Annotated in this window: 22 protein-coding genes, 4 tRNA genes and 1 other RNA gene; 13 read left to right on the forward strand and 14 right to left on the reverse strand. The window is 71.6% G+C overall.

Features of this window, described 5'->3' with window-relative positions; all coding sequences use genetic code 11:
* Positions 1 to 94 precede the first annotated feature (94 nt).
* Positions 95 to 1279, forward strand: coding sequence for an acyl-CoA dehydrogenase family protein (locus tag OHA61_RS19885; RefSeq protein WP_406307402.1), 1185 nt, complete (start codon positions 95 to 97; stop codon positions 1277 to 1279).
* A gap of 49 nt (positions 1280 to 1328) precedes the next feature.
* On the opposite strand, the gene OHA61_RS19890 is transcribed toward OHA61_RS19885, so the two are convergent.
* Both OHA61_RS19890 and OHA61_RS19895 read right to left on the reverse strand, forming a co-directional pair.
* Positions 1329 to 2315, reverse strand: coding sequence for a sugar ABC transporter permease (locus tag OHA61_RS19890; protein ID WP_406304150.1), 987 nt, complete (start codon positions 2313 to 2315; stop codon positions 1329 to 1331).
* Positions 2312 to 3442 (reverse strand): MFS transporter, encoded by a 1131-nt coding sequence (locus OHA61_RS19895; RefSeq protein WP_406307403.1) that lies wholly within the window; start codon positions 3440 to 3442, stop codon positions 2312 to 2314. The genes OHA61_RS19890 and OHA61_RS19895 overlap by 4 nt, the downstream gene beginning before the upstream one ends.
* A 280-nt stretch (positions 3443 to 3722) precedes the next feature.
* On the opposite strand from OHA61_RS19895, the gene OHA61_RS19900 reads away from it, so the two are divergent.
* From OHA61_RS19900 to OHA61_RS19915, 4 genes are all read left to right on the forward strand, one after another.
* Positions 3723 to 4373, forward strand: coding sequence for a hypothetical protein (locus tag OHA61_RS19900; protein ID WP_406304151.1), 651 nt, complete (start codon positions 3723 to 3725; stop codon positions 4371 to 4373).
* Between the two features lie 140 nt (positions 4374 to 4513).
* Positions 4514 to 5116: a sigma-70 family RNA polymerase sigma factor gene (locus tag OHA61_RS19905; protein WP_389368771.1), complete on the forward strand. Its 603-nt coding sequence runs from the start codon at positions 4514 to 4516 to the stop codon at positions 5114 to 5116.
* A gap of 191 nt (positions 5117 to 5307) precedes the next feature.
* Entirely contained in the window at positions 5308 to 6087 is a 780-nt protein-coding gene (locus OHA61_RS19910; RefSeq protein WP_406304152.1) for an IclR family transcriptional regulator, read from the forward strand.
* A gap of 99 nt (positions 6088 to 6186) precedes the next feature.
* Positions 6187 to 7419 (forward strand): PP2C family protein-serine/threonine phosphatase, encoded by a 1233-nt coding sequence (locus OHA61_RS19915; RefSeq protein ID WP_406304153.1) that lies wholly within the window; start codon positions 6187 to 6189, stop codon positions 7417 to 7419.
* A 36-nt stretch (positions 7420 to 7455) separates the two neighbouring features.
* Here the strand turns inward: OHA61_RS19915 and OHA61_RS19920 are convergent, their stop codons facing one another.
* The 3 genes from OHA61_RS19920 to OHA61_RS19930 form a co-directional block, all read right to left on the reverse strand.
* Positions 7456 to 7881: a PIN domain-containing protein gene (locus OHA61_RS19920; RefSeq protein ID WP_406304154.1), complete on the reverse strand. Its 426-nt coding sequence runs from the start codon at positions 7879 to 7881 to the stop codon at positions 7456 to 7458.
* Positions 7878 to 8156 carry a CopG family transcriptional regulator gene (locus OHA61_RS19925; protein WP_406304155.1) on the reverse strand — a complete coding sequence of 93 codons (279 nt, stop codon included), beginning with the start codon at positions 8154 to 8156 and terminating at the stop codon, positions 7878 to 7880. Before OHA61_RS19925 ends, OHA61_RS19920 begins: the two co-directional genes overlap by 4 nt.
* Positions 8157 to 8550: 394 nt before the next feature.
* Positions 8551 to 9159 (reverse strand): TetR/AcrR family transcriptional regulator, encoded by a 609-nt coding sequence (locus OHA61_RS19930; RefSeq protein WP_406304156.1) that lies wholly within the window; start codon positions 9157 to 9159, stop codon positions 8551 to 8553.
* A 124-nt stretch (positions 9160 to 9283) separates the two neighbouring features.
* Between OHA61_RS19930 and OHA61_RS19935 the strand changes: the two genes are divergently transcribed.
* The gene (locus tag OHA61_RS19935; RefSeq protein WP_406304157.1) at positions 9284 to 10045 is read left to right on the forward strand and encodes an SDR family NAD(P)-dependent oxidoreductase; all 762 of its coding nucleotides are present in this window, start codon (positions 9284 to 9286) and stop codon (positions 10043 to 10045) included.
* A 43-nt stretch (positions 10046 to 10088) separates the two neighbouring features.
* Complete coding sequence (locus tag OHA61_RS19940) at positions 10089 to 10778, forward strand: type 1 glutamine amidotransferase domain-containing protein (protein ID WP_406304158.1); 690 nt, start codon at positions 10089 to 10091, stop codon at positions 10776 to 10778.
* Positions 10779 to 10945: 167 nt separating this feature from the next.
* On the opposite strand, the gene OHA61_RS19945 is transcribed toward OHA61_RS19940, so the two are convergent.
* Positions 10946 to 11033: transfer RNA gene (locus OHA61_RS19945), tRNA-Ser, on the reverse strand.
* 72 nt (positions 11034 to 11105) lie between these two features.
* Between OHA61_RS19945 and ffs the strand changes: the two genes are divergently transcribed.
* The 6 genes from ffs (at position 11106) to OHA61_RS19975 (ending at position 19322) form a co-directional block, all read left to right on the forward strand.
* An RNA gene (ffs, locus tag OHA61_RS19950) (signal recognition particle sRNA small type) lies at positions 11106 to 11204 on the forward strand.
* 111 nt (positions 11205 to 11315) lie between these two features.
* Positions 11316 to 13517, forward strand: a complete 2202-nt coding sequence (locus OHA61_RS19955; protein WP_406304159.1) for a DNA polymerase III subunit gamma and tau — start codon at positions 11316 to 11318, stop codon at positions 13515 to 13517.
* A gap of 60 nt (positions 13518 to 13577) precedes the next feature.
* Positions 13578 to 14831, forward strand: coding sequence for a phosphoribosylamine--glycine ligase (gene purD / locus OHA61_RS19960; protein ID WP_406304160.1), 1254 nt, complete (start codon positions 13578 to 13580; stop codon positions 14829 to 14831).
* A gap of 212 nt (positions 14832 to 15043) precedes the next feature.
* A complete protein-coding gene (locus OHA61_RS19965; RefSeq protein WP_406304161.1) occupies positions 15044 to 16678 on the forward strand; it encodes a hypothetical protein in 1635 nt (544 codons plus the stop codon).
* A 216-nt stretch (positions 16679 to 16894) separates the two neighbouring features.
* Positions 16895 to 18352 carry a N,N-dimethylformamidase beta subunit family domain-containing protein gene (locus OHA61_RS19970; protein ID WP_406304162.1) on the forward strand — a complete coding sequence of 486 codons (1458 nt, stop codon included), beginning with the start codon at positions 16895 to 16897 and terminating at the stop codon, positions 18350 to 18352.
* 70 nt (positions 18353 to 18422) lie between these two features.
* A complete protein-coding gene (locus tag OHA61_RS19975) occupies positions 18423 to 19322 on the forward strand; it encodes a phosphoribosylaminoimidazolesuccinocarboxamide synthase (protein ID WP_406304163.1) in 900 nt (299 codons plus the stop codon).
* 47 nt (positions 19323 to 19369) lie between these two features.
* On the opposite strand, the gene OHA61_RS19980 is transcribed toward OHA61_RS19975, so the two are convergent.
* The 8 genes from OHA61_RS19980 to OHA61_RS20015 form a co-directional block, all read right to left on the reverse strand.
* A tRNA-Gly gene (locus OHA61_RS19980) sits at positions 19370 to 19442 on the reverse strand.
* Between the two features lie 22 nt (positions 19443 to 19464).
* The gene (locus OHA61_RS19985; RefSeq protein WP_406304164.1) at positions 19465 to 20082 is read right to left on the reverse strand and encodes a response regulator; all 618 of its coding nucleotides are present in this window, start codon (positions 20080 to 20082) and stop codon (positions 19465 to 19467) included.
* On the reverse strand, positions 20079 to 21245 hold the full coding sequence (locus OHA61_RS19990; protein WP_406304165.1) for a sensor histidine kinase: 1167 nt from the start codon (positions 21243 to 21245) through the stop codon (positions 20079 to 20081). The genes OHA61_RS19985 and OHA61_RS19990 overlap by 4 nt, the downstream gene beginning before the upstream one ends.
* 49 nt (positions 21246 to 21294) lie before the next feature.
* Positions 21295 to 22071 (reverse strand): ABC transporter permease, encoded by a 777-nt coding sequence (locus OHA61_RS19995; RefSeq protein WP_406304166.1) that lies wholly within the window; start codon positions 22069 to 22071, stop codon positions 21295 to 21297.
* The gene (locus tag OHA61_RS20000; RefSeq protein ID WP_406304167.1) at positions 22068 to 22994 is read right to left on the reverse strand and encodes an ABC transporter ATP-binding protein; all 927 of its coding nucleotides are present in this window, start codon (positions 22992 to 22994) and stop codon (positions 22068 to 22070) included. Before OHA61_RS20000 ends, OHA61_RS19995 begins: the two co-directional genes overlap by 4 nt.
* 156 nt (positions 22995 to 23150) lie before the next feature.
* Positions 23151 to 23223: transfer RNA gene (locus tag OHA61_RS20005), tRNA-Gly, on the reverse strand.
* An 80-nt stretch (positions 23224 to 23303) separates the two neighbouring features.
* A tRNA-Gly gene (locus tag OHA61_RS20010) sits at positions 23304 to 23375 on the reverse strand.
* Between the two features lie 111 nt (positions 23376 to 23486).
* The gene (locus OHA61_RS20015) at positions 23487 to 23822 is read right to left on the reverse strand and encodes an Lsr2 family protein (protein ID WP_406304168.1); all 336 of its coding nucleotides are present in this window, start codon (positions 23820 to 23822) and stop codon (positions 23487 to 23489) included.
* Positions 23823 to 23877 lie beyond the last annotated feature (55 nt).

A 23877-nucleotide genomic window follows, 5' to 3' on the forward strand; every position in this document is an offset into this window, starting at 1 on the left:
GTGGGAACCAGGGGACTGTCGCGCCCGACCTGTTCCGTGTGAGAGGCAGTCGGACAGTAGTTCCCATGGGTTCCCGGAAGGCCGGAGGAAAGTGGTGCAGCCAGAGGTGCCGGTGACGGCGGGACTTCCCGAATGTCCCTCAGACGTACGGGAGTTGAGGGACCGGGTGGCCGACTTCGTAGGTCGGCGGGTCATGCCGCAGGAGCCCGTCCTCGACGGCGGCGGGCCGGACGCTGCCGCCGTTCTGCGCGGGCTGCGGCAGGAGGCCAAGAAGCAGGGCCTGTGGGCGCTGCCCCTGCCCGCCGAACTCGGCGGCCAAGGACTTCCCCTCCGCTCGTACGCGCACATCGCCGAGGCGGAGGGCGCCAGCGACCACGGGCCCGCGGCGCTCGGCTCGGCCTCCCTGCTGGATGTGCGGATGCTGCGGCGGCACGGCAGCGCCCGGGTACGCGAGGACTATCCGCGGCGGCTGGTCGCCGGGGAGCTGCGCAGCTCGTACGCGATGACAGAACCCGAAGTCCCCGGCACCGACCCTTTCCTGACCGAGACCCGCGCCGAGTCCGCTCCGGACGGCGGCTGGAGGGTGACCGGCCGCAAGTGGTTCGCGAGCGGCGCCGGCGAAGCCGACCTCGTGACCGTCCTCGCCCGCACCGGCGGCGCGCCGCCGGACCGCGACGGGCTGTCCCTGCTCCTGGTCCCCACGGACGCACCCGGCTTCCGGGTGGTACGCGAACTGCCCGTCCTGGGCGCGGGCGGCCAGTGGGAGATCGCCCTCGACGAGGTCCCGGTGCCCGCGGACCATCTGCTCGGCGAACCCGGCAAAGCCCTGGCCGTCGCGGGCGAACGACTGCAACTCGGCCGCACCCTGCGCTGCCTGCGCTGGCTCGGCCAGGCTCGCCGCGCCTTCGACCTGATGCGCGAACGGGCCCTCACCCGGACCCGGTCACGGGGCCCGCTCGGCGACCTCCAGCTCGTCCAGCACCATCTCTTCGACGCGCTGCTCGCACTGCGCACGACACGCCCGCTGGTGTACGAGGCCGTGGCGCACCTCGACGCGGGGCGCGACGCCCATGTGGAGGTGGGCCTGGCGAAGGTCGCGGCGGCGAGGATGCTCCAGCAGGTCGCGGACGCGGCGATCCAGATCCACGGCGCGGCGGGCCTGGGCCCGGACACGGCGCTGCCGGGGCTGTTCCGGATGGGGAGGATGGCGCGGATCCTGGACGGTCCGGACGAGCTTCACGTGGTGTCGGTGGCGCGGCGGGTGCTGCGTTCGCCTTGACCGGGGGCTCCGCGCCGGACCACCGCGCCCCGCACCCGCACCGCACGCCCTAGACCTCCCCCACCCCCAGCAACCCCACCAACACCCCCACCCCCACTGCCAGAAAGAAGTCCCCCCACACCAGCTCGTGCCGCACCGCCACATCCCCGCCCAGGTCGTAGCACCCCTCCCGCAGCCCCCCGTCCTCCCCCAGGTACACCCGCACGAGCTCGTCCAGCACCGCCACCGCCTGCTCGCGGCGGCCCAGTTTGAGCAGGGCCACCGCCGTGATCGCGGCGGCGGAGGTGTCGAGGGGGCCGCCGGGACGGGCGTCGTCCGCCGGGGGGACCAGCCGGGTGTCGGTCAACTCGTCGGTGAGGTCGCGCAGATCGGCCGCATCAAGCCGCCCCGCCGCGTCCGCCGCCGCGAGCAGCAGCCACGCCCGCCCCCGGCTCCAGCCGGGTGTCGGTTCGGGGTGCGGAACCCACTCGCCCGCCGCGGAGTCGAAGCGCGACGCCCCGTTTCCCCGGCACAGTTCGAGGTGCGTCCACAGGTGGCTCTCGGCCGCCCCCGCGTCCGCCGCCGCGAGCAGCGGCACCATTCCGGGCACCGCGTCGGCGCGGGCCAGCAGCCGGGGGCCGCCGAAGGCCGAACCCCAGGGGACGAGGCCCAGTTCGGGGTCGAAGGACTTCAGGCAGGCGCGGGCGGCCCGTCCGCGCAGCCGTACAGACGCCTCGTCATCGGCGAGCGCGGTCCCGTACCAGAGGATCAGCCCGCGCGTGGCGGTGTCGGCGTCCACCCAGTCGGCGAGGCGCGCCGTGCACGCCGCCGCGGCCCGCCGGTCGGAGGCCTCACCGGTGTGGCGGGCGCGCAGCCACAGCAGCCCGGCCCAGAACCCGCCGGTCCAGGAACCGCGCCCGGTGGTCCTCCATCGCCCGCTGTTGGGGTCCGCGAACAGCGGGAAGCGGTCGCCGACTTCGGCCCGCGTGACGGCGACCCGGTCGAGGATCCTGGCAAGCGCGGGCGCGGCCCACTCCGGTGCCTCCACGGCGCTCACGGTTTCACCCCGCCCCGGTCCCGTACCGCCCACCACACCGCCACCGCACCCGCCCCCGCGAACTCTCCGGCGACCAGCAGCCACCCCGTCCCGTACCGCCCCGACTCCGCCAGCAGTCCGAACAGCGGTGGCCCGACGGCGAATCCGGCGAAGAAGCCCGCCGAGACCAGCGCCGAGTCCTGCCCCGCCCGCCCCGGCGTCGCGCGCTGCATGACGAGCACCATCGACACCGCGTTGGCGGCGACCGCGAAGACACCGACGGCGACCGCCGCGACCCATGCCAGAGGGTGGGCGAAGGACGCGCCGGCCAACAGCAGGGCGGCTCCCACCGCCCCCGCGGCCAGCCCGCCGGGCAGCCATACGGCGCGTGTGGGCTGCCCGGCCACTTTCGACCAGCCCACGCGGCCCGCGACGCCCGCGACCCCGAGGACGGCGACGAGCGCACCGGCCGCCGTGGGCCCGAGGCCGAGCCGTTGTGTGCCGTACAGCGCGAGATACGTATTGACCGACGCGATCCCGCAGCCGAGCAGCAGCGAGAACGCCGCGAGCCAGGCGATCGCACCCCGCGGTACGAGCGAGGAACGCGCCCCCGGCGTACTGCCGCCAACCCGGGGCACATCCCGGGGCAGTGTCCGCGCCGCCCAGCCTGCCGCCACCACCGCGGCCCCCGCCGCCGTCCACACCGCGCCCCGCCAGCCCGCGACCCCGGCGAGCGCCGTGAGCGGCAGCCCCGCGGCGAAGGCCCCGAGCTGTACGCCCGACTGCTTCATCCCGGTCACCGAGCCGCGCCGCTCGGGCGGGACGGTGGCCAGGATCGCCTTGTTGGTGGCCGGGTTGGCCAGTGCCTGCGGGAGCCCGCCGAGCGCGACCGCCGCCAGCAGCAGACCCGCGCCGGGCGCCGATCCGATGAGGGCAAGCGCCACGGCGGAGACGAGAAGCAGCGCGACCAGACAGCGGCGCGGCCCCACGCGGTCCACCACGCGGCCGCCGACCGGCGAGAGCACGGCCGCCGCGCCGAAGCCGACGGTCGTCGTCAGACCCAGCAGGGTCGGTGAGACGTCCAGTTCGTCCACGAGCCGCGGACCCAGCGCCCCGAGCAGGAACAACTGCATCATCGAGAACGCCATCGCGCAGGTCAGCAACGCGGTCGGCGCACGCGCCGGACGGGCCGCATCCGTGGCCGTGGCCGCTTGTTTGTGCTCCGTCCCCTGCTCCGTCCCCACCCCTGTCTCCGTCCCTCCGCCGCCCGGGACGTCACCCGGGTCGTGGCAATGAGTCGTACGGAAAGGGCCTCAAGTTCCCTCGATTTTCTGTGGCTTGAATCACGCGCCGGAGCTTGAGCGTGGCTCGGGAACTTCCGTACCCACCCTTGATGAACGCGAGTCGGATGCGAGGATGAGCCCCGCCATGACTGTCGGACGGGGTGTGCGCGCGGTACGGGCTGCGGTGTTCGCGGCCGTCTGCGTGCTGCTCGCGGTCATCGGCCACGTGCTGATGTCACAGACCGGCGTCCCCTGGTGGACGGTGGGCGCCGGAGCGGTGATCACCGGTTCCGCGGCCTGGTGCCTGGCCGAGCGGGAACGCACCCTGCTCCCGGTCGTCTTGTTCGCCGTCGCCGCGCAGACCGCACTGCACACCGCGTTCTCGCTCGCCCAGTCGACTGCTCCGCACATGCCGCCGATGCATCACCAACACCCTGCGTCCGCCATGGAGTCGATGCAGTCGATGGAGTCCATGGCATCGACGGCGCACGACATGACCGGCATGAGTGGCGGCGGCATGGCGTCATCGACCGGAATGCTCGCGGCCCACCTGCTGGCCGCACTGCTGAGCGGCCTCTGGCTCGCGTACGGCGAACGCGCGGCATTCCGGATCCTGCGCGCACTCGCCGACCGGCTCGTCGCCCCGCTCCGTCTGCCGGTCCGCGTCCCCGCACTGCCGCACCGTCCGCCGCGTATCCGCGTCCGGCGCAGCCGCCGAGCGCGTACGCCACGGCAGTTGCTGCTCGCGCACGCCCTCACCACTCGGGGTCCGCCCACGGGAACCGCTGTCAGCTGACAGCCGGTTCCCCGATGCCGCCCTGGGGCTCGCTCCAGGCGCTCGGGCATCGGCCGCGCTCTGTGCGCGCGGCCGTACGACTCACCGGACCCGCCCTCGCGCGGCTCCGGATTCCCGGATTCCGAGAAGGACATCAGGCAATGAACTCTGCCCTGACCTCGACCGTGCCCCGTACGACGCGATGTACGACCGACGACGCGATCACCGCATGGGCGCTCGACGCACGCGGCGGTGATCCCCTGGCCGTCGAGCGATTCGTACGCGCCCTGCACCGCGACGTACGCCGGTACGTCGCCTACCTCAGCGCCGACCCGCAGGCCGCCGACGATCTGACCCAGGACACCTTCCTGCGGGCGCTCGGCAGCCTGCACCGCTTCGAGGGCCGCTCGTCGGCCCGTACCTGGCTGCTCTCCATAGCCCGGCGCGCGGTGATCGACAGCCTCAGGCACACCGCGGCCCGCCCCCGGCTCGCGGACACGGACGACTGGCAGTCCGCCGCGGAGCGCGCCCAGTCCCGTAACCTGCCCGGCTTCGACGACGGCATTGCCCTCGGCGAACTCCTGGCCACGCTGCCCGACGAGCGCCGGGAGGCCTTTGTCCTCACGCAGTTGCTGGGACTGCCATACGCCGAAGCCGCCCTCGTCAGCGGCTGCCCGGTGGGCACCGTCCGCTCGCGCGTTGCCCGCGCACGCCATTCGCTGGTCGGCCTGCTGCACGAGGCGGAACAGCCGCTCGCCGTCTGACTCATGGAGGCCGTCGGACCCCGCGCGTCCGACGGCCTCACCGCCGAGAGCCGTACGGGTATCCACTCGTACTGAGCGGGAGTCTGGATCTTGGAGCGCGCTCCAAGTCAAGGCTCCATTGATCGCGAGGTGGCCGGCTCGTGCCTCGCTGGTGCCTTGCTGGCGCCGGGCGCCTGGCGCAAGCTTGTGGCATGGGTGCTCAGGACGGCCCCACGCTCATCAGATCCGTGCAGCGTGCCTTCCGCTTGATGGAAGCCGCAGGGGCCCACGAGGGCGGCGCCCCGGCGAAGCAGCTGGCACGTGAGGCGGGGCTGCCCCTGGCCACCACGTACCACCTGCTGCGGACCCTGACCCACGACGGCTATCTGCGGAAACTGGACGACGGCGCGTTCGTCATCGGGGACAGGCTGCACTCGCTGCACACCGGAAGCCGCGGGCAGGGGCTGCTCACCCGTGTCCGTCCCGCGCTTGCCGCTCTGCGGGACGAACTGTCGGCCCCCACGTATCTGACCTTCTACGAGGAGGGCGAGATCCGGGTCGCCGACATCGTCGACGGCCCCCGGACACCACGGGTCGACCTCTGGGTGGGATTCGAGGACGCCGGGCACGCCACCGCGCTGGGCAAGTCCGTGCTGCGCGAGCTGGACGACGCCTCTCGCAACGACTACCTCTCCCGGCACACGCTCGCCGACCTCACGCCGCGCACCATCACCAGCCGCTCCGAACTGCTCCGGCGACTCGACACATCGCCCATCGCCCCCGGCGCCATGGACATGGAGGAGTACTCCCTCGGTACGGTCTGCGTCGCGGTGCCCGTGTACAGCGGGAACACCCTCGGCTCGCTCGGCGTCTCCCTCCGGGCCGACCGGCTCTCCCGTGCCGAGGAGGCCCGGGCGCGGCTCGAAGAGGTCAGAGCCCGACTACTCCCTACTGCGAGCCGCGTGACCAGGGGTCTTTCGCTCACTATCTGAAAATCCCGTCCTTGCGGCGAGGCCTCGGCTACCTGTTCCCTGGAGGAAACGGACATTCAGGCGTGCGCGCCGTGAATCAGGAGAGTTGCTGCAGAGGATATGAGCCACGACCGGGATCATCAGCGTGACCGCCGGCCGATCTGGCGGGTCACGCAAAGGCTCACGCAGCGGCTCACTCAACGGCTCACGAAGCGCCCGGCCGATTCGAGGACGGCGACGCCGGGGCACACAGGTGCCGCCGCGCACCTCGCCGCCGTCGCGCCCGTACTGATCGTCTGTGCCGTCGCTCTGGTCGGCCTCATCGGCGTAGCCGGACTGAGCTGGCTGCCGCTGCTCGCCGTCGGGCCCGCGCTGGCCGCCGCCACCAGCAGGCCGCGGGGAGTCCTGCGGATCGGCATCCTCGCCGTGGCGCTGGGCGCCGCACTCGGCGCCAGGGGCGGTGCGCCGGGCCGCGAGCAGGCGATCGTGCTGTCCTCCCTGGCCGCCGTGACGCTGGCGAGTGCCCTGGCCAGTGCTTTGCGCGTACGCCGCGAACGGGTACTGGCGGCCGTCCGCTCGGTCGCCGAGGCCGCCCAGCACGCGCTCCTCAAGCCCATACCGGCGACGGTCGGCGAGTTCCAGGTGGCCGTCCGCTACAGCGCCGCCGCGGCGGAGGCCCGCATCGGCGGGGACCTCTACGCGCTGGTGCCCACCGAATACGGGGTCAGGATGATCGTCGGCGACGTGCGCGGCAAGGGCCTGCCCGCGGTGAGCACCGCCGCGCTGGTCCTCGGTGTCTTCCGCGAGGCCGCCTACGACGAGCCGGACCTCCTCGACGTCGTCGGCAGGATCGAGCGGAGCCTGGCGCGCAACCTCGGTGCGGACGACTTCGTCACAGCGGTCGTCGTCGGATACCCCGAGTCCGGGCGCATGGAAGTGGTCAACTGCGGACACGCCCCGCCGCTGCTGGTCCGCGATTCCGCAGTCCTGCCCGTCGAGCCAACGCATCCGGCTCCGCCGCTCGGGCTGCGCGCCCTCTCCGGCGAGACCCCGAGTCTCCAGGTGCTGCCCTTCGCCGAGGGCGACCAACTGCTCCTCTATACCGACGGCGTCACCGAGGCCCGCAACCACAGCCGTGAGTTCTACCCGCTCGCCGAGCGGGTGGCGCATCACCTGTCGGACGAGCCCTCCTGCACCCTCGCCGGGCTCCACGACGAACTGCAGGCCCACGTCGGCGGCCACCTTCACGACGACGCGGCGCTGCTCCTGCTACGCAAGCCGGTCGCTGTCGACGGGCACGTATGTGCCCAGCCGAAGGGTCCGAGCGCGGCTGTGGAAGGTGCGCGGTGCTGACGGAGGACTACAACAAACTGGGCCCAGCGCGTCGGGTCATACCTTCCTGACGACGATCGAGTCCGGGACCAGCTTCTCCAGGTCGTCCACGTCCGAGGTGAAGACGGTGACCTGCCCCTTCTGTTGTCGCGCGATGACGGCGAGCACCGCGTCGATGGCGTACTTGTGGCCGTGCAGCTCGGTATCGGCCAGTAGTCGGCGGGCCTGACGGGCCTCGTCCTTCCCGATGTCGGCGACTTTGAGCCGTGAGAGCACCCAGTCCCAGCGTTGCTCGGTGGTCCTGCCGTCGTACGCCTCGACCAGCGTCATCGGGGACGTCACCACCTCGGCCTCGCCCCGGGCCGCGATGTCGAGCCAGGCGATCATCTTCCGGTCGCCGCGCACGGCCAGGGACAGCGCTTCGCAGTCGAGTACGAAGATGCGCAGGGGCGGCTGCTTGTGCTCAGCGGCCCGCTTTTTCACGCGGCTTGTCCGGCGTTGCGCTTTCCGGCGGCGCTGCGGCGCTCGTGCTCGGCGTCGAGATCCTCCAGTTCCTCGAATGCTGCCGCGCGCTCGTCCTCGGTGACCGGACCGTGTTCCTCCTGCAGCCAGTCCACCAGCTCCCGCAGCCGGTCCCGGTCGCGCCTGAGTCGCAGCGCCTCGGCGACATACGCCGACAGGCCCCGCTCTGCTGCCTCCGCGCGGATCTCGTCAAGGAGATCCTCGGGGATCGTCACCGTCACCTTTTTTGTCGCCATACAAGAGACCATACTCCGGGTATCGATGTCCTTACCAGGCCACCGTGCTCGGAATAGCGGCCTGGGCCTCGGCCTCCTGTACGGAGTCGGGGCGGCGGACCGTACCCATACTGCGATAGCCGGCGGCGGACCGGTGAGGGATCCCACAAACGGGTCGACCAGTGGCGCGTGGACGCCAAGGGGGTTATCGTCGAGAGGTAGAACGACCGGTCTTCCTACCTCTTGGGGGATGGCCTCTCGGCCTTCCAGTGCGGGACTGGCCTCCGGGCAGAGAACCGCCAGTGGGTCACCGGTGCCCGTCGAAGAGAGATCAAGAAGTTCTATGAAAGCAACCCGCGCCCCGGCCTGGCCGGGGCCCCGCAGAGGGCCGCTGATTCGCGCGGCCCCTAGGGCATCAGCCGTCGGATCGGATGAGCCGGACCGCGTTCACCAGAGTCCTGTAGGCGGCCGTCGAGTCGTCCAGGTAGCCGGCGGCCATCGCGCCGTCGTACAGCATCAGCAGCGCACCGGCTGCCGACTCCGCATCGGCGTGGCCGAGCCGGGTGAGCAGATCCTGGAAGAGGGTGCGGATCCAGTCCCGATGGGACGTCACCAGGCCACGGACAGGATGGCCGGCGTCCGGGTACTCGGCGGCCGCGTTCAGGAACGGCGATCCGCGAAAGCCGCGCTCGCGGGCGTGCTCGGCGATGGCCCCGAAGATCAGGTCGATCGCCTCCGCGGGCGGGTGCCCGGCGGCCAGCGGTTCGGCCACCGCCTTGTAGTAGGCGTCCTTGGTCAGCAGGTAGGCCACGACCAGGTCGTCCTTGGAGGCGAAGTGCCGGTAGAAGGTCGCCTTCGTCACCCCGGCCTCGGCGATCAGCCGCTCCACGCCGATCGCGCGGACGCCCTCGTAATAGAACAGCCGCGACGCGGCCCGGACCAGGCGTTCGCGAGGCGGTAGTTCTCCCTCGGTCCCTGTCTCTCGACGCGTGCTGTCGGTGGTCTTCTGCCCAGTGCTGCTCACTTACCCATTGTGCCCTCGGCCCCGCCTTGAGCGGCCTCTACCCCCGTACGGCCCCCACCCATAGGGCCGTCCTCCCCCTGTCCCGTACGGCCCGAAGTGGCCGTTCATCGAAAGGCTTGGACCCATGAATCGTCGTCTTGAAGGAACCGTCGCCCTGGTCACCGGAGCATCCAGCGGCATCGGCCACGCCACCGCGTTGGAGCTTGCCCGCGAGGGCGCTTCGGTGGCCCTGGTCGGCCGGCGAGAGGACCGCCTCACCGACCTCGCCGCGGAAATCACCGGTGCCGGTGGCAAGGCCCTGGTCGTGCCCGCCGACATCACCACCGCCCAGGCCGCCGCGGAAGCGGTCGAGCGGACCGTCGAGGGCCTGGGCCACCTGGACACTCTGGTCAACAACGCCGGCCTCATGCTGCTCGGGCCCGCCCCCGGTGCGGACCTGGACGACTGGCGGCGCATGATCGACATCAACCTCATGGGCCTGATGTACACCTCCCACGCGGCCGTCCCCCACCTGGTCAAGGCCGCCGCCGAACAGCCGCGTCAGGTCGCCGACATCGTCAACATCGGCTCGCTCGCCGGCCGCAACGCCTACGCCATGTCCGCCGTGTACAGCGCCACCAAGTTCGGCGTCGGTGCCTTCAGCGAGGCATTGCGCCAGGAACTGGCCCGGCAGCACGTCCGCGTGTCCGTCATCGAGCCGGGCAGCGTCGACACCGAGCTGCGCACGCACAACCCCGACGTCATCCAGCAGCACATCGTCGCCGCCCTGGGCGACATCGAGCGGCTGCAGAGCCAGGACATCGCCGATACCGTCGGTTACATCGTCACCCGCCCCCGGCACGTGGCCGTCGCCGAGCTGCTCGTACGCCCCACCGAGCAGGCCTGAACACCAAGGCCGTGGCCAACTCCGCGGCACATAAGGAGTCGTGATGGCGATGAGCAGGATCCTCGCAGTGGTAACCAACCAGGCGACCTACGGGACGAACCCCCATCGGACCGGACTGTGGATCGGCGAGCTGGTTCACTTCCACGCCGGGGTCCGTCAGGCCGGCTTCGAGGTCGACATTGTCAGTCCAGAAGGGGGACCGGTGCCGCTGGATCCCCGCAGCACCAAATGGGCCGACAAGGGGGTGCGCGAGTACATGAATGATCGCGCGTTCATGTCGAGCCTGGATCACACGGGCAAGGCGGCCGACGTCGACCCGGCCCGGTATGCCGCGATCTTCTACACCGGCGGGCACGGCGTTATGTGGGATTTCCCCTCGAACGCAGCGCTCCAGCAGGCCGCGCGGGAGATCTACGAGAACGGCGGCGTGGTCTCCTCGGTCTGCCATGGTGCCTGCGGACTGCTGAACATCACGCTCTCCGACGGCTCCCTGCTCGTTGACGGCCGCACAGTCACCGGGTTCTCCACCGTGGAGGAGCGAGTCGCCATGGTGAAGAAGCGGGTGCCGTTCCTGCTGGAGGACGAACTCCGCAAGCGGGGCGCGCACTACGTCGGTAACACCATCCCGATGACCCCCTTCGCCACCGCTGACGGCAGGCTGGTGACGGGACAGAACCCCTACTCCACCAAGGCCGTCACCGCCAAGATCATCGAGACGCTGCACCACCTTTGACCGGTAGAGGCACCGCCGCGCGAGCGACGGACGCACGCTCCTCCAACTCGTGGGCGGTCGCCGTCAACCACCGCCGTCAAGACAAGGTCAGTGGCCTCTGTGGAGGCAACGACGAAGGGCCCCACCGCGAACGGTGGGGCCCTTCGACATCGTGCCCGGTGAGGCACTGGCGGAGGATACGAGATTCGAACTCGTGAGGGGTTGCCCCCAACACGCTTTCCAAGCGTGCGCCCTAGGCCACTAGGCGAATCCTCCGCCGCAAACAATACAAGACGTTGAGGAGTGCTAGCGAACTCGTTCCCACCCCCTGCCATCAGGTACCCTGTGCGGAGCCCCTCACGTGGCGCTATCTGACTGAACTCCCCCAGGGCCGGAAGGCAGCAAGGGTAGGTCGGCTCTGGCGGGTGCGTGGGGGGCGCTTGCGTTTGCGGACGGACGGGGCGGACGCGGCGTACGGACCGAGGGGCCGACCGCCCGCACGGCGGACGGGCTGGACGACGGCGCCGCTTGTCGGTGGGCCCCGATAACCTCGTAGGCGTGTCGTCCCTTGCGCTGTACCGCCGCTATCGCCCCGAGTCCTTCGCCGAGGTCATCGGGCAGGAGCATGTCACCGACCCGCTGCAGCAGGCCCTGCGGAACAACCGGGTCAATCACGCGTACCTGTTCAGCGGGCCGCGTGGATGCGGCAAGACGACCAGTGCGCGCATCCTCGCCCGCTGTCTGAACTGCGAGCAGGGGCCCACACCCACGCCCTGCGGTGAGTGCCAGTCCTGCCGCGACCTCGCGAGGAACGGGCCGGGGTCGATCGACGTCATCGAGATCGACGCCGCGTCCCACGGTGGTGTGGACGATGCGCGTGATCTTCGGGAGAAGGCCTTCTTCGGCCCGGCGAGCAGCCGGTACAAGATCTACATCATCGACGAGGCGCACATGGTCACCCCGCAGGGTTTCAACGCTCTGCTGAAGGTGGTCGAGGAGCCCCCGGAGCATCTCAAGTTCATCTTCGCGACCACCGAGCCGGAGAAGGTCATCGGCACCATCCGGTCGCGTACGCACCACTACCCCTTCCGGCTGGTGCCCCCCGGGACTCTGCGCGACTACCTGGGCGAGGTGTGCGGCAAGGAGAACATCCCGGTCGCCGACGGTGTGCTGCCGCTCGTCGTACGGGCGGGCGGGGGGTCCGTGCGTGACTCCATGTCCGTCATGGACCAGTTGCTCGCGGGTGCCGCCGAGGAGGGTGTGACGTATGCCATGGCCACCGCCCTCCTCGGGTACACGGACGGGTCGTTGCTCGACTCGATCGTGGACGCCTTCGCGTCGGGCGACGGGGCCGCGGCCTTCCAGGTCGTCAACACGGTCATCGAAGGCGGCAACGACCCGCGGCGCTTTGTGGCCGATCTCCTCGAGCGGCTGCGGGACCTGGTGATCCTGGCGGCCGTGCCCGACGCGGGGACGACCGGGCTCATCGACGCCCCCGCCGATGTGGTCGAGCGGATGCAGGCGCAAGCCTCCGTCTTCGGCGCGGCCGAGCTGAGCCGGGCCGCGGATCTCGTCAACACGGGGCTTACGGAAATGCGTGGCGCCACCTCGCCACGGCTGCAGCTGGAGCTGATCTGCGCGCGGGTCCTGCTGCCCGCCGCCTTCGACGACGAGCGCTCCACGCAGGCCAGGCTGGACAAGCTGGAGCGGGGTGTGACGTTCTCGACCGGCGGTCCCGGGCCCGCGATGGGGTACGTCCCGGGGCCGGCCGCCCAGGCACACGCACCGGTGCCGCCCGCACCCCCCGCGCCGACGCCCGCCGAAGCTCCCGCCCCTGTGCCCGAGGCGCCCGCCCCCGCTCCAGCCGCTTCCCCTGCCGAGCAGCAGCAGCCCGCCGGGCAGCGCCCCGGTGCCTGGCCCGCCGCGACCGCGCCCGAGGCCGGGCGGCGTCCCGGCGGATGGCCCACCGCGTCGGCCCCGGGACAGGGCGGCCAGCAGCCGGGGCCCGCGGCTCCCGCTGCCGCTGCGCCCACGCCCGCCGCATCTGCCCCCGCTCCCGGCATGGTCCAAGGCGCCGGTCAGGTACGGAACATGTGGCCGGACATCCTGGAGGCGGTGAAGAACCGCCGCCGCTTCACCTGGATCCTGCTCAGCCAGAACGCCCAGGTGGCGGGCTTCGACGGCACCACCCTCCAGCTCGGCTTCATCAATGCCGGCGCTCGGGACAACTTCGCCAGCAGCGGCAGCGAGGAGGTGCTGAAGCAGGCGCTGGCCGAGCAGTTCCATGTGCAGTGGAAGGTCGAGGCGATCATCGACCCGTCGGGCGGCACAGCCGGCCCTGGCGGAGGTGCCCAGCCCCCGTCCGCCGGCGGAGGCGGCTTCGGCACGGGCGGCCCAGGCACAGGTGGCTTCGGCGGTGGCGGCAGCGGATACGGAGGCGGTGGCGCCGGATACGGCGGCGGCCGCGGCCCGTCCGCCCCCGCCCCCCAGGCCACGGTCCCCCAGAACTCCGCTCCCGCCCCGGCCCCCACGGCTCCGGCACCCCGGCCCGCCCAGGCAGCTCCCCAGTCGGCGGCCCCGCAGGCCTCCGCGGCCGAGCCCCCGCGCCCCGCCCCCGTGCACAGCCCGCCCCCGGTCGCCCCCGAGGACGACGTGCCGGAGGAGGATGACCCGGACCTCGTCGACTCCGCGCTCTCCGGCATCGACGTGATCGTCCGCGAGCTCGGCGCCACTGTCGTGGAGGAATACACAAACGAGTAGGGGAGAAGGTCTCGGAGGCCCGTACAGGAGCAGCCGGCCCCGGCGGCTAGGCTGGCTGCCGTGAAGGTCCTCGTCATCGGCGGCGGCGCCCGCGAACATGCCCTGTGCCGCTCTCTCTCCCTCGACCCCGACGTCACCGCTCTGTACTGCGCGCCCGGAAACGCAGGCATCGGTGAGGTCGCCGAGCTGTACCCGGTCGACGCGCTGGACGGTGAGGCCGTGGCGCGGCTCGCCACCGAGCTGGGGGCCGGGCTCGTCGTCGTCGGCCCGGAGGCACCGCTCGTCGCAGGGGTCGCCGACGCCGTACGAGCCGTGGGCATCCCGTGCTTCGGCCCCTCCCGCGAGGCGGCCGAGCTGGAGGGCTCCAAGGCCTTCGCCAAGGACGTGATGGCGGCGGCCGGTGTGCCCACGGGCCGCAGCTATGTGTGTACGACGCCCGAGGAGATCGACGAGGCCCTCGACGCCTTCGGCGCTCCGTACGTCGTCAAGGACGACGGCCTCGCGGCCGGCAAGGGCGTCGTCGTGACGAGCGACCTCGACAAGGCCCGCGAGCACGCCCTGGCCTGCGGCGGCCGCGTGGTCATCGAGGAGTTCCTCGACGGCCCCGAGGTGTCCCTCTTCGCGATCACCGACGGCGAGACGGTCGTCCCGCTCACCCCGGCCCAGGACTTCAAGCGTGCGCTCGACGGCGACGAGGGCCCCAACACCGGCGGCATGGGCGCGTACTCCCCGCTCCCGTGGGCCGACCCGAAGCTGGTCGACGACGTCATGGCGACCGTCCTCCAGCCCACCGTCGACGAACTGCACCGCCGCGGCACGCCCTTCGCCGGGCTGCTGTACGCGGGCCTGGCGATCACCTCGCGCGGCGTACGCGTCATCGAGTTCAACGCCCGTTTCGGCGACCCGGAGACACAGGTCGTCCTGGCCCGTCTGAAGACCCCGCTCGCGGGCCTGCTGCTCCACGCCGCGCAGGGCACCCTCGACCTGGAGCCGCCGCTGCGGTGGCGAGATGACGCCGCCGTGACCGTGGTCGTCGCCTCGCACAACTACCCGGACACCCCACGCACCGGCGACCCGATCGAGGGCCTGGACGAGGTCGCGGCCCAAGATGCGCCCCACGCGTACGTTCTGCACGCCGGGACGAAGCGGGACGGCGACGCGGTCGTGAGCGCCGGCGGCCGCGTCCTTTCGGTCACGGCGACAGGGCAGGACCTGGCGCAGGCCCGTGAGCGCGCGTACCGTGCGGTGGCCCGGATCCGTCTTGACGGCTCGCAGCACCGTACGGACATCGCACGCGAGGCCGCCGGGGAGTGAACCTCTAGGCCCGCAGGACCGTCATCACCTTTGCCCAACGCCATTCCATCGAGTGACGGCTGAGCCATCCGGATGACGCCCGCCGAAGCCCCAACTAGGGTGCGGCGCAAGCGTTCCGGCACTTGGCCCACCGGCATTGCGATGTCAGTTGTGGGTGCCACAGTGGGGGAGTGAGCAACACCGTCGCAGGGCAGAGGGGGTGAGGTCGGACCGTGTCCGGTACCGGTTTCGGTGAGTCGCTGGGTGCGCACGCCGCGCGCTCGCGAGCCCTCGCCGTGCTGCGGGTGCGCAGCAGGGCGCTGGCCGTGGCGCTACTGCCCGCGGCCGTGGCCGTCGTGCTCTTCGCGGGCGATGCCGCGGGGCATATGAGTGGCGGAAGTTGGGACCTGGCGCGCTGGGCCGTGTCGGTCTTCGCGGTGATCGTGCTGCTGCTCGCCGCGGCGGTCGCGGCCGTGATAGTCCGGGCCAGTCCCGCGCTCAGCCCCACCGTCGAGCTGCCGGAGCGCGCGGCCCCGGATCTGTACCGGCTGGTGCGGGACCTGGCCGAGCGCCTGGAGGTCCCCGCGCCCTCCGCGCTGGCGCTCACCCCCGACTGCGACAGCTGGCTCGAGGACCGTACGCACCCGGCCCATGCGATAGGCGGCGCAAGCAGGCGCCGCGGCACCGAAGCGCCGGTGCTGGTGATCGGCTCGCCCTTCCTGTGGTGGATGCGGGTCGCCGAGCTGCGGGCCGTGCTGGCTCCGGTCGTCGCGGGCACGGCACCCTCCGCGCACCCCGACATAGCTGCGGCCCGCCGTTTCGTACGGGGCCTGGACGCGGCGGTCGCGGTGGCGTCCGCCCCGGGGCAGGGACCGATACGCAAGGCGGCGCTCAGCTTCGTCGGCGGGAGCACCCGGCTGCTGCTGCGCAGCTGTCAGGCGCCGGCCTCCGAGATGGAGCGTGGCGTCGCGGCGGCCGCCTCCGAGCGTGCACAGGCTGTGGACTACGGCCTGAGGATCGTCGCCCAGGAGCAGGTCGGTCTCGCCTATGCGGGCTGGGACCGGCTGCTGACCCGGGTCGCGCTGCCCGCCTGGCGCATGGGCCGCTGGCCCTCGCGCCTCGACGCGGGCGTCGTCTCCGCCCTGACCGAGCTCTCCCGGCGCGACCGACTCGCCGAGGGCTTCGCCTCCCGGCTCGGCGAGCGCCCCGCCTGCGACCTGCTCGAAGAGCCCGGCGCGATAGACGAGGCCGCATCCCTGCTGGCCGCCCGCCTCTTCCACGGCGGTCCGGCCGAGGCGGGCCCCGACTGGTCGCCGGTGGACTGGCAGCAGTATCCGGAAGAGGTGGTCGACCGTAAGTGGCGTACGGAAGCGGCCCGCCTCCACAGGGTGCTCGACGACCTTGGCGTACCGCCGTCGACGGGCCCGCACGGGCCGACGCTGACCCGGGTCATGGACCATCTGTCCGGCCGGGGCGCCGAGGCCGGCGAACTGCTGGCCGCCGGGATCAGCGCGGAGGTCGCCCGCGAGGAGGCCGCGGTCCCCCCGCCCCCCAAGAGCCCCGGTGACGCGCTGAACGGCTGGGGAGCCGACCCGCTCCCGCTCTTCCCGCTGCAGCCGCCTCGTACGGGCCGTGAGCTGCTCGCCGACCATGTGACCGCGATGGTCTGCTGCGCCGCCGTCGACACGGCGGGTGCGGCCCCCGGTCTGGACTGGCTCGACGGCCCGGCGCTGATGATCAATGGTGAACGCCGTGCGGATCTGGCCACCCGCGTGCTGAGCCTGACCGAGGACGGCGACGCGGCCCCGCTGCGCAGCTGGCTCTCCACCCTCGGCGTCCGCCCGGAAAAGCCGGTCCGCCTGGTCTGACAGCGTCGCATGACGCGGACGCCGACGGACGACGGCGGACAGCGACGCACCCCCGCGCGGGCGATACACCCATCTCGCCCGGAACATCCCCTTCCGTTCACGTCGATTAGCGACGAACGGTGACGGAGTGCGTGCGTTATGTGATGTGCTGGAGACCGGCACTGAACACTGGTGGCTCATCACAGATGAGCCGGGGACCTCGAGGGAGGGCGCAGCATGGGGGCGGACCAGATCCGGCGCTGGGAATCGGGCGCCCTCGCCCACGCCGTCACGGACCCCTTCGGCCAGGGCCCCCTGCCCTGGCTGCGCGGCAGCGAGCACTACTTCGACGACACCGGCCAGGTCGTCCCCTGGTACGCCGACCCCGACCGCGGCAGGAGCGCCCGCGGACCCCGCACCGCCGACGATGTTCACCGGCAGATCAAGGGCTTCTCGTCCACGGGCGCGGCCGCCCCCGGCGAGGCGATCGATTTCCACATCACCGTGGACCCGCCCCAGCAGTTTTCGGTCGACGTCTATCGCATCGGGCACTACGGGGGCGACGGAGCGGCCAAGATCACCACCAGCCCGCGCCTCTCCGGCATCGTCCAGCCGCCACCGCTCGCCGCCGACCGGACCGTCTCCTGCCATCACTGGTGGCTCTCCTGGCGGCTGCAGATCCCGTCCTACTGGGCGATCGGCGCGTATGTCGCCGTGCTCACCACCGCCGACGGCTACCGCTCCCACATCCCCTTCACCGTCCGCGACGACCAGCCCGCCGACCTCCTGCTCCTCCTCCCGGACATCACCTGGCAGGCGTACAACCTCTATCCGGAGGACGGCCGCACGGGCGCCAGCCTCTACCACGCCTGGGACGAGACGGGCCGACTCCTCGGCGAGGAGGACGCCGCCACCACGGTCTCCTTCGACCGTCCCTACGCGGGCGCGGGCCTTCCCCTCCATGTCGGCCACGCCTATGACTTCATCCGCTGGGCCGAGCGATACGGCTACGACCTCGCCTACGCGGAGACCCGCGACCTCCACGCCGGCCGCGTCGACCCGGCCCGCTACCGGGGGCTGGTCTTCCCTGGCCACGACGAGTACTGGTCGGCCTCGATGCGCCGCACCGCCGAGCGCGCCCGCGACCGCGGCACCTCACTCGTCTTCCTCTCCGCCAACACCATGTACTGGCAGGTCGAGCTCGGCCCGTCGCCCTCCGGCGTCCCCGACCGCCTGCTGACCTGCCGCAAACGCCGCAGCCCCGGAAAACCGGCCCTGTGGCGCGAGATCGACCGGGCCGAGCAGCAACTGCTGGGCATCCAGTACGCGGGACGGGTCCCCGAGCCACACCCCCTGGTCGTACGGAACGCGGATCACTGGCTCTGGGAGGCGACCGGCGCCGACGAGGGCGACAAGCTCCCAGGCCTGGTCGCGGGCGAGGCCGACCGGTACTTCCCGCGCACGTCGCTGCCCGAGCACCAGGGCCGGATCCTGCTCTCCCACTCCCCCTACCGGGACGGCGAGGGCGTCACCCGCCACCAGGAGACTTCCCTGTACCGCGCACCCTCGGGCGCGCTCGTCTTCGCCGCCGGCACCTTCGCCTGGTCCCCGGCGCTGGATCGCCCCGGCCATGTCGACACCCGTGTCCAGCGGGCGACGGCGAACCTGCTCGACCGCATCTGCAAACGCGACTGACCCCCTACGAGCCGGTCCACCCCGCGTACGGGACAATCGGACAGGTTAGACGTCACCACGGGGAGGAACCGTGTCCGGATTCGTCGAAAAGCCCGAACCGCTTCAGGTGCCGGGCCTGGTACATCTGCACACCGGCAAGGTGCGCGACCTGTACCAGAACGAGGCGGGCGACCTCGTGATGGTCGCCAGCGACCGCATGTCCGCGTACGACTGGGTGCTGCCCACCGAGATCCCCGACAAGGGGCGGGTGCTCACCCAGCTCTCGCTGTGGTGGTTCGAGCGCCTGGAGGACCTGGTCCCCCACCATGTTCTGAGCACGGACCTTCCCGAGGGCGCCCCCGCCGACTGGGCGGGCCGCACCCTCATCTGCAAGTCCCTGCGCATGGTCCCGGTCGAGTGCGTGGCCCGCGGCTATCTCACCGGCTCCGGCCTCGCCGAGTACCAGGAGTCCCGTACGGTCTGCGGCCTCGCTCTGCCCGAGGGCCTGAGCGACGGCTCCGAGCTCCCGGCCCCAATCTTCACGCCCGCCACGAAGGCGGCCGTGGGCGATCACGACGAGAACGTCAGCTACGAGGAAGTGGCCCGCCAGGTCGGCGCCGAGACCGCCGCCCTGCTGCGCCAGACGACCCTCGCCGTCTACGGCCGGGCCCGTGACATCGCCCGCGACCGCGGCATCATCCTGGCGGACACCAAGTTCGAGTTCGGCTTCGAGGGCGACGAGCTCGTCATCGCCGACGAGGTGCTGACCCCCGACTCCTCCCGCTTCTGGCCGGCGGCCTCCTGGGAGCCGGGCCGCGCCCAGCCCTCGTACGACAAGCAGTACGTCCGCGACTGGCTGACCTCGCCCGCCTCCGGCTGGGACCGCAAGAGCGAGCAGCCGCCGCCGGCCCTCCCCCAGGAGATCGTCGAGGCGACCCGCGCCAAGTACATCGAGGCGTACGAGCTGCTGACGGGCACGAGCTGGTCGTAGACACGAAGAAGGCCCCGGTCGTGATGACCGGGGCCTTCTCCACTCTGAGCGGACGACCAGGTTCGAACTGGCGACCTCAACCTTGGCAAGGTTGCGCTCTACCAACTGAGCTACGTCCGCATGCGCTGTCGCGCGGAGACCACTATACCCAACCTCGCTCGCGAGCGAGACGCACTGCGGTATGCCGGTTCTCCGCCCCCAGTTTGGAGGCGGCCGACGAAAGGTAGTTCCGCACGGTGCCCTGCGAGAGCGAGGCCCGCTCCGCGATCTCCGCGATCGGTGCCCCGTCCGCCGCCAGCTCCAGCACCTCGGCCTCCCGGACGGTCAGCGCAGAGTCCCCCGCGGAGATCGCGTCGGCCGCCAACTCGGGGTCCACATAGCGGTTTCCGGCGTGCACGGTACGGATGATCTCCGCCAGCCGCCGGGCGCTGAGCGTCTTCGGCACGAAGCCCCGCACGCCCGCGGCCAGCGCTCTTTTGAGATGTCCGGGGCGTCCGTGGCTCGTCACGATCATCGTCCTGCACCCGGGCAGTTCGGCTCGCAGGGATGTGGCCACGCTCACACCGTCCGGGGCGGGCATCTGAAGATCGAGGACCGCGACATCGGGCCGGTGCGCCCGCGCCATGGCCAGGGCCTCGGTCCCGGACGCGGCCTCGGCGACGACCACCAGATCGTCTTCGAGGGCGAGCAGCGCGGCGAGCGCGCCCCGGATGAGATGTTCGTCGTCGGCGAGCAGGACCCGTACGGGCGATGTCGTCATCGTTCCTCCTGGGGAAGCGGCACCTTCGCCGTGAGCTGGAAGCGGCCCTCGCCGGCCGGGCCCGCGTCGAGCGAGCCGTCCAGTGCGGTGAGCCGCTCCCGCAGCCCGGCGAGTCCGGAGCCGCCGGCGCCGGTGCGGGGCTCGGGCGCGCCGTCGTTCTCCACGACCAGCACCGCATGATCCCCGGCTTCCTCCAGCCGGATCACACAGCGCGCCGCGTCCCCGTGCCGCAGCACGTTGGTCGTCGCCTCCCGTACGACCCAGCCGAGCGCCGACTGGATCCGGGCCGGCAGCTCCCCGCCCACGCCGCCCTCGATCCGGCAGTCGATCCCGGCCGCCGCCAACACCCCCTGCGCGCCCTGGAGTTCGATGCTGAGATCGACCTCGCGATAGCCGCGCACCAGCTCCCGTATCTCCTGCTGCGCCTCACGGGCCATCCGCTGCACCTCGACCATCTGGTCCGCCGCCTCGGCCCTGCCGCGGCGGGACAGCTGCACAGCGAGCTCGCTCTTGAGCGCGATCACGGCGAGATTCCGGCCGAGGACGTCGTGCATGTCCCGTCCGAACCGCAGCCGCTCCTCCGCGACGGCCAGCCGTGCCTGGACATCACGGGCCTCCCGCAGTTCCCACATCACCGCCAGCACCCACAGGGACACGCGGGCCGTGAAGGTCAGCCACCCGTTCGTGAAGCCGACACTCACCACGGTGATCAGCACCTCGTCGGCCGTGCGGCCCGTCAGCGGGACAAGACCGCAGATCACGGCCAGCACCGCCAGCTGGATCAGGGCCGTGGTGCGGTTGCGTACGAGCAGACAGTGGACGGTGAGGAACGGCGCGAGCGCCGCCGCCAGCGCCGTCGGCAGCAGCCCGGTCAGATCGGCCGTCGCCGCCAGCACCACCACGGCGGCCGTCGTCGCGGCCGTCGCGGCCGCGGCCCACAGGACCAGTCTCCGGGGCACCTGCCCCTGGCCCAGACAGGCGTCCATCGCGCGGCGGGCCATCCGTCCGCAGAACACCCCTTCGGCCAGCGCGAGCAGAATGGCGGTCGCGACCAGCACGAGCTGCCCGTCCGTGCTCACCGGCCGGGCCAGCAGCAGCAACGGCAGCCCGAGAACCCCCGCCCACACGATCAGATACACCGTGCCGCGCGTGTACAGGTCCACCTTGGCCAGCCCGCTGCGAGCGCTCCACCCCTTCACCCGCACCCCCCGGTCAGCGTCTCGGCTCCCAGCGGAACCACCGCTGCACAGCAAACACCGCGAGCACCATCCAGACCAGTGCGTTCAGCGTGGCAATGAGGAGGTCGGACGCCCCCGCCCCGCCCAGCCAGCCGGCCCGCACCAGCTGCATCACCCCCGTCAGCGGCAGCAGTTCGCATACGGAGGCCACCTTCTGCGGCAGCGCCTCCAGCGGTACGAACGGCCCCGAGCCGATCATCGAGACCAGGAACACCGGAAGGGTGGTGATCTGTGCGCTCTCCACGGTCCTGGTGTACGCGGACGTCGCCGCGGCCAGCGCGGTCATCAGCACCATCCCCGACAGCACGCCCGCCAGGAGCAGTTCGGGCCGCTCGGGTGCCTTCACCCCGAGCAGCACGGCTCCGGCGACGACCATCAGCGCGCACTGCGCGAGCGTGAGGACGGCCGCGGGCAGCGCGATCCCGGTGAGGATCTCCGGATCCGTGGCCTCGCCGGTACGCAGCCGCTTGAGCACGAGCGCCTCGCGCCGGGCCGTGTACGCCGAGACGAGGTTGGAGTAGACGACCAAGATCAGCGTCATCCCGATGCCGCCGGTCATCGCGGCCTCGGCCACACTCATCCCGGTCTCCCCGGGATCCCACGGGTCGAGCGAAACCTTGATCGCCCCGATCATCGCCACGGGCACGAACAGCGCGACGAACAGCGCCGAGCGATTGCGTACGAGCAGGGTCAACTCGGCCCGTCCGAGCGCCTTCAGCCGTCCGGAGGCGCCCACCTCTTTGGTCCTCATCGGGCGTCCACCAGCCCTTCCTGCCGCTGGGCGATGTCGAGGAAGGTCTCTTCGAGCGTGGCCGAGCGCGCGTCAAGCGCTTCCAGCCGTACGTCCGACTCCCGTGCCCACTGCAGCAGTTCACCGAGCGCCTGCTGCAGCCGGTGTGTACGGATCTCGATGCGCCGGCCGTCCGCCGCCGCCCGCAGCGAGAGCGGCAGCCGTCCCGCCGCCACCCCCTCGGGCAGGACGAACCGGATGCGCGCCGGCCGGGCCGCCGTCACCTCGGCCGGGGTACCCGTGCTCACGATCCGCCCCCGGTGCATGATCGCCAGCCGGTCGGCCAGGGACTCGGCCTCCTCCAGATAGTGCGTCGTCATCAGCACGGTCGTGCCACCGTCGCGCAGCGCCCGCACCAACTCCCAGGTGTCGTGGCGCCCTTCCGCGTCCAGGCCGGTCGTCGGCTCGTCGAGAAAGAGCACCTCGGGCCGCCCGAGCAGTGCCAGCGCCAGATCCAGCCGCCGCCGCTCGCCGCCCGACAGCTGCTTGACCCGTACGCCGGATCGCTCGCCGAGCCTCACCAGCTCCAGCGCTTCGGAGACCGGCCGGGCCCCGCTCGTGCACCCCGCCCACATCCGGGCCGTCTCGGCCACCGTCAGGTCGGAGGGGAAGCCGCCCTCCTGCAGCATCACGCCGATCCTGGGCCGGACGGCGGCTCGCTCGCGGTGCGGATCGTGACCGAGGACCCGCACCCGTCCGCCGTCGGGCGCGGCAAGGCCCTCCAGCAGCTCGACCGTGGAGGTCTTGCCCGCGCCGTTGGTCCCGAGCAGGGCGAAGACCTCGCCGCGCGTCACGCAGAAGGAGATGCCGGTCACTGCCTCGAAGCCGCCGGCGTAGGTCCGCCGCAGCTCCTCGGCCTCGATGACGTACTGGTCTGTGGTCATGACTCAAGGCTCGGGCCGGCCGGGTCCGCCCGGCAGTGCGGGCTGTCACCGCTGTCCATGACAAATGTCATCGGGGCCGGTGCATACGACGGCGCATAGGAAGGGAACACGAACACGAAGAAGGCCCCGGTCATTTCGACCAGGGCCTTCACTCTGAGCGGACGACGAGATTCGAACTCGCGACCCTCACCTTGGCAAGGTGATGCTCTACCAACTGAGCCACGTCCGCATTGCTGCCGCTCAGCTCTCACTGGGCGGTGCGTCCACCACTCTACCTGATCCACAACCGTGGCCGGTAAAGCGATGCAGAGCGGGTGACAGGAATTGCACACTGCGCCTTCCCCCTGGAAGGGGGATGTTCTGCTACTGAACTACACCCGCACGCTGCGTGAGGTCGGGCCGTATGGCCTCGCCCCTCGGCGTGCTCCAGACTCTAGCCGAACAGCGGGGGTGCAGTGCAACTCGGATCTGCGAGCGCTCTCGGCCTGCCTCTCAACTGGCCTCGCGGAAGGCCGCGTAGACCGCCTTGGGGATCCGTCCGCGGGCCGGCACGTCCATCTTGTTGGACTGCGCCCACGCCCGCACGGCCGCCGGGGCGGGCTCGAGGGAGGTGTGCCGGTAGGAGATGCGGGACTTGTCACGCTTAGGAGCGTTTGTCTGCTTTCGGCCTGCCGCCATGTAGGGGGCCAGTGCCTTGCGCAGTTTCTTTGCATTGGAGGGATTGAGGTCGATCTCGTACGACTTCCCGTCCAGTGCGAACGCGACCGTTTCCGCCGCTTCTCCGCCGTCGATGTCGTCGGAGAGCGTGACCACTACTCGCTGAGCCACGGATATCGGTCCTTTCCCTGCGGTATCACCGGTTCTGACATGCCTACCGACACGC

This window comes from Streptomyces sp. NBC_00885, from assembly GCF_045207475.1.
Taxonomy (GTDB): Bacteria; Actinomycetota; Actinomycetes; order Streptomycetales; family Streptomycetaceae; genus Streptomyces.